We start from the raw sequence: 10,486 nt of genomic DNA, 5'->3' as shown, positions 1-10,486 counted from the left end.
TTTCTCCCTGCCGTCTGCGCGCGGGGGTGGGCCGCCCCTGCCGGGGGGCCCGGGGCCCCCACACCCGTTGGGCCATTCGGAGGTAGTACCCGCGACATGCGACGATGTGCGGCATGTCGCAGCAGTCGCCCCCACGGAGCACCGCCCCGCCGCGGCCCGACGCCTCGATGTCCCTGCTCAACAGCGTCATGGACCACAGCCTGGACGAGGGGTACGCCGAAGCCGCGGCCCGGCGCCGGGCCGCGGGCGACGCGGGGCTCCCCACCACCCTGCGGGCCAAGCTGTGGCTCGCGGCGGGACTGGTCCTGGCCGCCCTGGTGGTCACGCTGGGGGCCGCCCAGGCGCGGGTGTCCGCGCCGGTCGTGGCCAAGGAGCGCCAGGACCTCATCGACCGCATCGAGGGAGCCTCGGACGAGGCCGACGAACTGCAGGCCCGCGTCGACTCCCTGCGGGACGAGGTCAGCGCCCGCCAGCGCGAGGCCCTGGAGGACCACGGCGGGCACACCGGGCAGCTGGTCGGCCTGCTCTCCGGCGCCACCGACGTCCACGGCCCGGGTGTCAAGCTCGTCGTGGACGACGCCAAGGGCGCCGGCAGCACCGGCGGAGGTCCGCGGCAGAGCAGCGGCTTCTCCGACACCGGCCGGGTCAGGGACCGCGACCTGCAGCGCGTCGTCAACGGCCTGTGGGAGTCGGGCGCCGAGGCGGTCTCCATCAACGGCCAGCGGCTCACCGCGCTGTCCGCCATCCGCGCCGCCGGCGACGCGGTCCTGGTCGACAACCGGCCCCTCGTACCCCCGTACACGGTGCTCGCCGTGGGGGACGGGCAACGGCTGAGCACCGCCTTCCAGGACAGCGCCGACGGCCAGTACCTGCACGTGCTGCAGGAGAGCTACGGCATCAGGACGAGCATCTCCGCGGAGGACGACGTGCGGTTGCCGGCCGCGCCCAGTCTGATCGTCCGGACCGCGGAGGCCGTCTCGGAAAAGACCACGGAAAACACAGGGAAGGGCACATCGTGATCGCGGTTCTGGGGCTCGTCGTGGGAGTGGTGGCCGGACTTCTGGTCCGGCCCGAGGTACCCGCGGTGGTCGAGCCCTATCTTCCGATCGCCGTCGTGGCGGCGCTCGACGCCGTCTTCGGCGGCCTGCGGGCCATGCTGGACGGCATCTTCGTCGACAAGGTCTTCGTGGTGTCGTTCCTGTCCAACGTCGTGGTCGCCGCGCTGATCGTCTTCCTCGGCGACCAGCTGGGCGTCGGCGCGCAGCTCTCGACGGGTGTCGTGGTCGTCTTCGGCATCCGCATCTTCTCCAACGCCGCGGCCATCCGCCGGCATGTCTTCCAGGCGTGAGTCCCATGAGCAACGAACCGCACCCCGGCCCGCAGCCTCAGCCCGAGCCGCAGCCCCGGCCTGAGCCGACCGCGCAGCCGCAGGCGCAGCCCCCGCCCACCGCCGCGCCCGAGCAGCCCGCACCGGCGGCCGCTCCCGAAGCTCCCGAAGGGCCGACGGGTCGCGACCGGCTGCTCAGCGCCCTGTGGCCGCCGCGGATCACCCGCCCCCAGCTCGTCGTCGCCCTGCTGCTCTTCGCGCTCGGGCTCGGTCTCGCCATCCAGGTGCGGTCGAACAACGACACCAGCGCCCTTCGCGGGGCGCGCCAGGAGGACCTGGTGCGCATCCTCGACGAGCTGGACGACCGGTCCCAGCGGCTCGGCGACGAGAAGCAGGCGCTGGAGAGCCAGCGCACCGAGCTGGAGAACAGCTCCGACCAGGCGGAGGAGGCCCGCAGGCAGACCGTCGAGAAGGAGCGCCAGCTCGGCATCCTCGCCGGCACGGTCGCCGCCCAGGGCCCTGGGATCACGCTCACCGTCGGCGACACGCAGGGTACGGTCGAGGCCGACATGCTCCTCGACGCCATCCAGGAGCTGCGCGCCGCCGGCGCCGAGGCGATCCAGGTCAACGACGTGCGCGTGGTCGCCGACACCTTCCTCGCGGGCGCGGGCGACGGGATCGAGGTGGACGGCCGGAAGATCGACCCGCCGTACCGGTTCCAGGTCATCGGCAGGCCCGCGGACCTGGAGCCCGCGCTCAACATCCCCGGCGGCGTGGTGCAGACGATGGAGAAGGAGCAGGCCACCGTGGAGGTGAACCGCTCCGAGAAGATCGTCGTGGACGCCTTGCGGGCGGCGAAGCGGCCTGACTACGCTCAGTCGTCCTCCGGCTGACGGAGGGACGCATGGGATTCACCGAGCGAGGGCAAGAGGTTGCGGGGGGTCGCCGCACGGAAGCGGGGGCGCGTGGTGGAAACTGTCCGGTGGACGCGGACGTTGTAGAGAAGAGTCAGCATCGGCCGGACAGGTCCGGCAGTTGCGTCAAGGGTTCGTCCTGCCCCACGGGCGGGTCTGTTTCGGTCAAGGGGAATCGCCCGTGAAGTTGTTTCAGAAGTGGTTCGGCAAGAGCGCTCGCGACGACGCCGGCAGCCAGACGGCCCGGCACCGGGCGCAGCGGCCCGGCGAGGCGGAGGGTGAGGGCGCGGGGCGCCCGCTGTTCCGCGACGAGGTCGCCGGTCAGGGGGGTCACATTTCGGGCGGACACGGCGCGTCGTCCGTTGACCCTGCCGCGTCCGGCCGCATAGGTTTCGGGGAATCGTCAGCCGCGGGCCAGGCCGGAGACCCGGCAACCGGCCCGTACGCACCCGGGGCCCCCGCGGGGCCGTCGCAGCAGGAGGGCCCTTCCATGTCTGCCTTGCCCGTCTGCACCAGGTGCGGGCACCGCAACGCCGAGGCGAGCAGGTTCTGCTCGAACTGCGGCGCGCCGCTGCGGGCCGGAGCCGCCGCCGAGCGTCCCTCCGAGACCACGTCGACGATCTCGATCTCCGGTCTCGAGGCCTACGAGGCGGAGGCCACCGGCCAGACGCAGCTGCCCAACCTGTCCCCCGAGGCCCAGGCCGCGGTGGACGCGCTGCCGCTGGGCTCCGCGCTGCTCGTCGTGCGCCGCGGTCCCAACTCCGGCAGCCGCTTCCTGCTCGACGGCGAGCTGACCACGGCCGGCCGCCACCCGCAGAGCGACATCTTCCTGGACGACGTCACGGTCTCCCGCCGCCATGTGGAGTTCCGCCGCCTCCAGGACGGCAGCTTCTCCGTCGCCGATGTCGGCAGCCTCAACGGCACCTACGTCAACCGGGAGCGCATCGACTCCGTCACCCTGTCCAACGGTGACGAGGTCCAGATCGGCAAGTACCGGTTGGTCTTCTACGCGAGCCAGCGGGGCCTCTGACCCGCCAGGGAAGGTACATGCTTCAGACACCGAGGGGCGGCGCCGTTCGCGGCGCCGCGGCCGCGGACGGCCGACAGGTCAGCATCGGCACGGTGCTGAACCTGCTGCGGGACGAGTTCCCCGAGGTCACGATCTCCAAGATCCGCTTCCTGGAGGCCGAGGGGCTCGTCGAGCCGCAGCGCACCCCGTCCGGCTACCGCAAGTTCAGCACGGACGACGTGCACCGGCTGGCCCAGGTGCTGCGCATACAGCGGGACCACTACCTGCCGCTGAAGGTGATCAAGGAACAGCTCGAGGCGGCGGCAGCGGGGGAGCAGCCCGCCCTCCCGTCGCCGGGCGCCCCGCCGGAGCCCGACCACGAACTGCCCACCGTCACCCGCCTCGGCCGTGCCGAGCTGCTGGCCGCCGCCGAGGTGAGCGAGGACCAGCTCGCCGCGTGGGAGGCGTACGGCCTCCTCGCGCCCCTGCCGGGCGGCGGGTACGACGCCGAGACCGTCCGGCTGGCCGGTCTGCTGACCGAGCTCGGCGGATACGGCCTCGAACCGCGTCATCTGCGGGGCATGAAGGCCGCGGCCGACCGCGAGGCCGGCCTCGTCGAACAGGTCGTCGCACCCCTTCGGCGGCATCGCAATCCCCAGACCAGGGCGCGTGCCGAGGCGACCGCGCAGGAGCTCGCGGCCCTGTCCGTACGGCTGCACACGGTGCTGGTCGACGCGGCGCTCAAGGCCCGTCCGCGCTGACCGGAACGCGGCTCGACTACCCAAACCGACCGGGCACGTCCTAGGGTTGCTGTGTGAACGAGCTCGACGTAGTGGGTGTCCGGGTTGAAATGCCCTCCAACCAACCGATCGTGCTCCTGCGTGAAGTAGGAGGCGACCGGTACCTCCCCATCTGGATCGGTCCGGGGGAGGCCACCGCCATCGCCTTCGCCCAGCAGGGCATGGCACCGGCCAGGCCCCTGACGCACGACCTCTTCAAGGACGTCCTGGAGGCCGTCGGCCAGGAGCTCACCGAGGTGCGCATCACCGACCTCCGCGACGGCGTCTTCTACGCGGAGCTGGTCTTCGCGAGCGGCGTCGAGGTCAGTGCACGCCCCTCCGACGCCATAGCGCTGGCCCTGCGCACGGGTACGCCGATCTACGGCAGCGACGGGGTCCTCGACGACGCCGGCATCGCGATCCCCGACGAGCAGGAGGACGAGGTGGAGAAGTTCCGCGAGTTCCTCGACCAGATCTCACCGGAGGACTTCGGGACGAACAGCCAGTGACCCTCTGCCCCGGTATCGGGGCATTCGGCCAGCCTTTCCCCGACGGGGCGCGGCCGAAACCACACCACGGGTGATTTTCACCCGGCGTGCCGAGTGTGGCGATCGTTGACGCACCCCGGGCGACTGCCTAACGTCGACGGGGCAGGTCACGGATGGAGGTCGGCGTGGGAACCAGCGGCGACGGTACGGCGGCGGGTGCCGCGTACCCGCTTCACAGCAGTACGGCCGGCTCCCTCCCGGTCCACCCGGCCCCGGCGGACGGCGCCGGCGAGCCGGCCGACGACCGGATCGGCTACCGCGGGCCGACCGCGTGCGCGGCGGCCGGCATCACCTACCGCCAGCTCGACTACTGGGCCCGCACCGGGCTCGTCGAGCCGAGCGTCCGCTCCGCGCAGGGCTCCGGCAGCCAGCGGCTCTACAGCTTCCAGGACGTGGTCGTCCTCAAGGTCGTCAAGCGGTTCCTCGACACCGGGGTGTCCCTGCAGAACATCCGCACCACGATCCAGCACCTGCGGGCCCGCGGCTCGGCCGACCTCGAACGCCTGACGCTCATGAGCGACGGGGCCACCGTCCACGAGTGCTCCTCGCCCGAGGAGGTCGTCGACCTGCTCCAGGGCGGGCAGGGCATGTTCGGCATCGCCGTCGGAGTGGTCTGGCGGGACGTCGCCGCCGCGCTGTCCCAGCTGCACGGCGAGCGGGTCGACACCGGCGAGACGCTGGTGCGGCCGAACCCCGCCGACGAGCTCGCCCGGCGCCGCAACCGCGCCGTCTGAGGCCGACCGAGGGCCGTTGTCAGTGGCGTAGGGCAGCATCGGGAGAGTGAGAACCGCCCCCACCCTGCTGCATCTCGACATGGATGCGTTCTACGCCGCCGCCGAGCAGGCGGCCAAGCCCAGCCTGCGCGGCAAGGCGGTCGTGGTGGGCGGCCTCGGGCCGCGCGGGGTCGTGGCGACGGCGTCGTACGAGGCGCGCCGCTTCGGGGTGCACTCCGCGATGCCCATGGGGCAGGCCCGCAGGCTGGCGCCGAACGCCGCCTACCTGGTGCCGCGCTTCACGCTCTACCGCGAGGTCAGCGAACAGGTCATGGGGCTGCTGCGGGAGCTGTCGCCGCTCGTCGAGCCGCTCAGCCTCGACGAGGCGTTCGTCGACCTGGAGGCCGGCGGCGCCGCGCACGACGCCCCCTCCGCGCTGGCCGTGGGCGAGCGGCTGCGCCGGGACATCCGCGCCGTGACGGGCCTGACCGGGTCCGTGGGGCTCGCGGCGACGAAGATGCTCGCCAAGATCGCGTCCGAGGAGGCCAAGCCGGACGGGCTCGTCGTGATCGACGCCGGCACCGAGCGGGCGCACATCGCCCCCCTGCCCGTCCGCACGCTGCCCGGGGTCGGCCCCGCCACGGGGGAGCTGCTGCGGCGCGCGGGCATCGTGACCGTCCAGGAGATCGCCGACGCCGGCCAGGACGAACTGGTGCGCCTCCTGGGGATGGCGCACGGGGCCTCGCTGCACGCGATGGCCCTCGGGCACGACGAGCGGCCCGTCGTCTCCGACCGCGACGCCAAGTCGGTGTCCGTGGAGGACACCTTCGCCGTCGACATCCACGACCGGACCCGGGTGCGCGCCGAGGTCGAGCGGCTCGCCGACCGCTGCGTGGCGCGTCTGCGGGCGGCCGGCCGGTCCGGGCGGACCGTGGTGCTCAAGGTGCGCCGCTACGACTTCTCCACGCTGACCCGGTCGGAGACCCTGCGCGGGCCCACCGACGCCCCCGCCGTCGTCCGCGAGGCCGCCGGCCGGCTGCTGGAGTCGGTCGATACCACCGGCGGCGTGCGGCTGCTCGGCGTCGGCGTCACGGGACTGGCGGACTTCACCCAGGAGGACCTCTTCGCCCAGGCCGCCGAGGAGCGGGCCGCGCAGCGCCTCGCCGCGGAGGGCGGGAGCCCGGAGCCGGGGGAACGCCCGGAGCCCGACCCGCACGAGGCCGAGCCCGAGCCCTCGGCTCCGGCGGAGGAGCGCCGCTGGCTCGCGGGCCACGACGTGACGCACGCCGTGCACGGGGCGGGCTGGGTGCAGGGCAGCGGGGTCGGACGGGTCACCGTCCGCTTCGAGACGCCGGCGTCCACCCGGCCGGGCCGGGTGCGGACCTTCCGGACGGACGACCCCGACCTCGCGCCGGCCGACCCGCTGCCCCTGGTGACGCCCGCCGGGACCGCGGCCGGGGGCGACGATGGGCCGCCGCCCCCGGAGGATCACTCCTCGCCCGAGCTCGCCAGCCGCCCGAAGTCGCGGTCGGGAGGGACCTCGCCCGGGGCCGCCACGTCGAGCCCGTAGTGCCGGTAGAGCTGGAGCTCCTGCTCGGGGGAGAGGTGGCGGCCGACGCCGAAGTCGGGCGCGTCCTTGATCAGGGCGCGGTCGAAGGGGACGCTCAGCACGTCGTCCCGCAGCACGCTGGGCTCCAGCGGGACGAACGCGTCCCGGCCGAAGAGCCCGGTGCGCACCGCCGCCCACTCCGGGGCGCCGGTGGCGTCGTCCAGGTACACCTCGTCGACGGTGCCTATCCTGACCCCGTGACGGTCGTACGCCTTGCGGCCTATCAGGCTGCGCGGATCGATTCCGGTCTGCACGGTCCCTCCAACTGGTCGCAATCCGTCATGAATACCCAGGGAAGTGCACAACCGGGGCGGCGGCCACTCGAAAGCCGCGCGTAACCGGCCGCTGGTAGGCTTCACATCGGCTGTCGACCCCGCGCGGGAGAGTCCGCCGACGGAGGTCGCGAGGCGTCCGCAGCGGGCGCCGAAGGAGCAAATCCTCCCCGGAATCTCTCAGGCCCACGTACCGCGCGGACGAGGTCACTCTGGAAAGCAGGGCGAGGCGCCGGGCACCTCTCCGGCACCGCGCCCTCACCGACGGTGCAAACCGGCGCGTCCTGTGACGGGCCGGTGAAGCTCTCAGGTCCCGATGACAGAGGGGGAGGCCGTACGGGTACCCGCGTCGTGGTACCCCTCGCAGGTCGTGTCGACCAGGAGGCCTCTTTCGATGACCGCCCACCGCATCCCGCTCTCTGACCTCGAGCGCGGCATTCCCTTCGAGAATCGCCACATCGGACCGGACAGCGAGGCCCGGGCCAAGATGCTGGCCCAGGTCGGCTACGGCTCGCTCGACGAGCTGACCGCGGTCGCGGTGCCCGACGTCATCAAGAACACCGAGGCCCTCGCGCTGCCCGAGGCGCGCACCGAGGCCGAGGTGCTGGCCGAACTGCGGACGCTCGCCGACCGCAACCAGGTCCTCGGTTCGATGATCGGGCTCGGCTACTACGGCACCTTCACCCCGCCCGTCATCCTGCGCAACGTCATGGAGAACCCCGCCTGGTACACGGCGTACACGCCCTACCAGCCGGAGATCTCGCAGGGCCGGCTCGAGGCGCTGCTCAACTTCCAGACGGTCGTCGCCGAACTGACCGGGCTGCCCACCTCCGGCGCCTCCCTCCTCGACGAGGGCACCGCCGCGGCCGAGGCCATGGCCCTCTCCCGCCGCATGGGCAAGGTCAAGAACGGCGTCTACCTGATCGACGCCGACACCCTGCCCCAGACCGTCGCCGTCATCCGGACCCGCGCCGAACCGACCGGCGTCGAGATCGTCGTCGCCGACCTGCGCGACGGCATCCCGGCCGAGGTCGCCGAGCGCGGTGTGACCGGGGTGCTGCTCCAGTACCCGGGCGCCTCCGGCGAGGTGCGGGACCTGAAGCCCGTCATCGAGCAGGCGCACGGGCTCGGCGCGGTCGTCACCGTCGCCGCCGACCTGCTCGCGCTGACGCTGCTCACCCCGCCCGGTGAGCTCGGCGCGGACATCGCCGTCGGCTCCACCCAGCGCTTCGGCGTGCCCATGGGCTTCGGCGGGCCGCACGCGGGCTTCATGGCCGTCCGCGAGAAGTTCGCGCGCAGCCTGCCGGGCCGGCTCGTGGGCGTCTCCGTGGACGCGGACGGCGACCGGGCCTACCGGCTCGCGCTGCAGACCCGCGAGCAGCACATCCGCCGCGAGAAGGCCACCAGCAACATCTGCACCGCCCAGGTGCTCCTCGCCGTCATGGCCGGCATGTACGCCGTCTACCACGGCCCGGACGGGCTGCGCGCGATCGCCCGCCGCACCCACCGCTACGCCACGATCCTGGCCGCCGGCCTGACCGCCGGCGGCGTCGAGGTCGCGCACGAGGCGTACTTCGACACGCTCACCGTCCGGGCGGCCGGCCGCGCGGCCGAGGTCGTCGCCGCGGCCCGCGAGCGCGGCGTCAACCTGCGGCTCGTCGACGCCGACACCGTCGGCATCGCCTGCGACGAGACCACCACCCGGGCCCAGCTCGCCGCCGTCTGGGGCGCCTTCGGCGTCGACGGCGACATCGAGGCCCTGGACGCCTCCGCCGCCGACACCCTGCCCGCCGCGCTCCTGCGCGAGGACGAGTACCTGGCCCACCCGGTCTTCCACCGCCACCGGTCCGAGACCTCGATGCTGCGCTACCTGCGCTCGCTGTCGGACAAGGACTACGCGCTCGACCGCGGCATGATCCCGCTCGGCTCCTGCACGATGAAGCTGAACGCGACCACCGAGATGGAGCCGGTCACCTGGCCCGAGTTCGGCCAGCTGCACCCCTTCGCCCCCGCCGACCAGGCGCAGGGCTACCTCACCCTCATCCGGGAGCTGGAGGACCAGCTCACCGAGGTCACCGGCTACGACAAGGTCTCCCTCCAGCCCAACGCCGGCTCCCAGGGCGAGCTGGCCGGTCTGCTCGCCGTGCGCGGCTACCACCGGGCCAACGGCGACACGCAGCGCACCGTCTGCCTCATCCCGTCCTCCGCGCACGGCACCAACGCGGCCAGCGCGGTGATGGCCGGCATGAAGGTCGTCGTCGTGCGCACCGCCGACGACGGCGAGGTGGACGTCGACGACCTGCGGGCGAAGATCGAGCAGCACCGCGACGAGCTCGCCGTCCTGATGATCACCTACCCGTCCACGCACGGGGTGTTCGAGGAGCACGTCGCCGACATCTGCGCCGCCGTGCACGACGCCGGCGGCCAGGTCTACGTCGACGGGGCCAACCTCAACGCGCTGGTCGGGCTCGCCAAGCCCGGGCACTTCGGGGGCGACGTCTCCCACCTCAACCTGCACAAGACCTTCTGCATCCCGCACGGCGGCGGCGGCCCGGGCGTCGGACCGGTCGCGGTGCGCGAGCACCTCGCGCCGTACCTGCCCAACCACCCGCTGCAGCCGGCCGCGGGCCCGGAGACCGGGGTGGGCCCGATCTCGGCGGCCCCGTGGGGCTCGGCCGGCATCCTGCCGATCTCCTGGGCGTACGTGCGGCTCATGGGCGGCGAGGGGCTGCGGACCGCCACCCAGGTCGCGGTCCTCTCCGCCAACTACATCGCCAAGCGGCTCGAACCGCACTACCCGGTGCTCTACACCGGCCCCGGCGGTCTCGTCGCCCACGAGTGCATCATCGACCTGCGCCCGCTGTCGAAGTCCAGCGGCGTCAGCGTCGACGACATCGCCAAGCGGCTCATCGACTACGGCTTCCACGCCCCGACCATGTCGTTCCCGGTCGCCGGCACGCTGATGATCGAGCCGACCGAGAGCGAGGACATCGACGAGCTCGACCGGTTCTGCGACGCGCTCATCGCGATCCGCGCCGAGATCGAGAAGGTCGCCTCCGGCGTCTGGCCGGCCGATGACAACCCGCTGCGCAACGCCCCGCACACCGCCGCAGCCATCGGCGCGGACTGGGGGCACGCCTACACCCGCGAGGAGGCGGTCTTCCCCGCCGGCGTGACGCCCGCGGCGAAGTACTGGCCGCCGGTGCGCCGGATCGACCAGGCCTACGGCGACCGCAACCTGGTCTGCTCGTGCCCGCCCATGGACGCGTACGAGAACTGACCGCAGGCCCGCATGCGGGAGGGCCGGTACGGAAG

10 protein-coding genes and 1 riboswitch are annotated in these 10,486 nt (G+C 73.0%); of the genes, 9 read left to right on the top strand and 1 reads right to left on the bottom strand.

What is annotated here, in order from left to right; all coding sequences use genetic code 11:
- Positions 1-113 precede the first annotated feature (113 nt).
- From ACFWEG_RS26065 to ACFWEG_RS26030, 8 genes are all read left to right on the top strand, one after another.
- Positions 114-1,019, top strand: a complete 906-nt coding sequence (locus ACFWEG_RS26065) for a DUF881 domain-containing protein (protein WP_387219738.1) — start codon at positions 114-116, stop codon at positions 1,017-1,019.
- Positions 1,016-1,348, top strand: coding sequence for a small basic family protein (locus tag ACFWEG_RS26060; protein ID WP_387219736.1), 333 nt, complete (start codon positions 1,016-1,018; stop codon positions 1,346-1,348). The genes ACFWEG_RS26065 and ACFWEG_RS26060 overlap by 4 nt, the downstream gene beginning before the upstream one ends.
- A 5-nt stretch (positions 1,349-1,353) precedes the next feature.
- Positions 1,354-2,220 carry a DUF881 domain-containing protein gene (locus tag ACFWEG_RS26055; protein WP_387219734.1) on the top strand — a complete coding sequence of 289 codons (867 nt, stop codon included), beginning with the start codon at positions 1,354-1,356 and terminating at the stop codon, positions 2,218-2,220.
- Between the two features lie 82 nt (positions 2,221-2,302).
- The gene (locus tag ACFWEG_RS26050; RefSeq protein ID WP_387219740.1) at positions 2,303-3,271 is read left to right on the top strand and encodes an FHA domain-containing protein; all 969 of its coding nucleotides are present in this window, start codon (positions 2,303-2,305) and stop codon (positions 3,269-3,271) included.
- 17 nt (positions 3,272-3,288) lie between these two features.
- On the top strand, positions 3,289-4,011 hold the full coding sequence (locus tag ACFWEG_RS26045) for a MerR family transcriptional regulator (protein WP_387219732.1): 723 nt from the start codon (positions 3,289-3,291) through the stop codon (positions 4,009-4,011).
- Between the two features lie 53 nt (positions 4,012-4,064).
- Entirely contained in the window at positions 4,065-4,538 is a 474-nt protein-coding gene (locus ACFWEG_RS26040; protein WP_033327106.1) for a bifunctional nuclease family protein, read from the top strand.
- A 164-nt stretch (positions 4,539-4,702) separates the two neighbouring features.
- Positions 4,703-5,311, top strand: coding sequence for a MerR family transcriptional regulator (locus ACFWEG_RS26035; RefSeq protein ID WP_387219729.1), 609 nt, complete (start codon positions 4,703-4,705; stop codon positions 5,309-5,311).
- A 46-nt stretch (positions 5,312-5,357) separates the two neighbouring features.
- Positions 5,358-6,860, top strand: a complete 1,503-nt coding sequence (locus ACFWEG_RS26030) for a DNA polymerase IV (protein WP_387219727.1) — start codon at positions 5,358-5,360, stop codon at positions 6,858-6,860.
- Here ACFWEG_RS26030 and ACFWEG_RS26025 read toward each other — a convergent pair.
- Entirely contained in the window at positions 6,779-7,153 is a 375-nt protein-coding gene (locus tag ACFWEG_RS26025) for a PRC-barrel domain-containing protein (protein WP_387219725.1), read from the bottom strand. The two genes, ACFWEG_RS26030 and ACFWEG_RS26025, sit on opposite strands and share 82 nt — an antisense overlap.
- Positions 7,154-7,267: 114 nt before the next feature.
- A riboswitch (glycine riboswitch) is annotated at positions 7,268-7,377 on the top strand.
- Between the two features lie 188 nt (positions 7,378-7,565).
- Here ACFWEG_RS26025 and gcvP point away from each other — a divergent pair.
- Positions 7,566-10,451 (top strand): aminomethyl-transferring glycine dehydrogenase, encoded by a 2,886-nt coding sequence (gene gcvP, locus ACFWEG_RS26020; RefSeq protein ID WP_387219723.1) that lies wholly within the window; start codon positions 7,566-7,568, stop codon positions 10,449-10,451.
- Positions 10,452-10,486: the final 35 nt, after the last annotated feature.

This window comes from Streptomyces sp. NPDC060194 (assembly GCF_042728285.1).
Classification (GTDB): Bacteria; Actinomycetota; Actinomycetes; order Streptomycetales; family Streptomycetaceae; genus Streptomyces.
This window is presented reverse-complemented; position numbering and strand designations above follow the sequence as displayed.

Bases quoted from the DNA above. Each gene is read 5' to 3' on its own strand.
- ACFWEG_RS26065 (WP_387219738.1), top strand. From the start codon at position 114: ATGTCGCAGCAGTCGCCCCCACGGAGCACCGCCCCGCCGCGGCCCGAC.
- ACFWEG_RS26055 (WP_387219734.1), top strand. From the start codon at position 1,354: ATGAGCAACGAACCGCACCCCGGCCCGCAGCCTCAGCCCGAGCCGCAG.
- ACFWEG_RS26045 (WP_387219732.1), top strand. From the start codon at position 3,289: ATGCTTCAGACACCGAGGGGCGGCGCCGTTCGCGGCGCCGCGGCCGCG.
- gcvP (WP_387219723.1), top strand. From the start codon at position 7,566: ATGACCGCCCACCGCATCCCGCTCTCTGACCTCGAGCGCGGCATTCCC.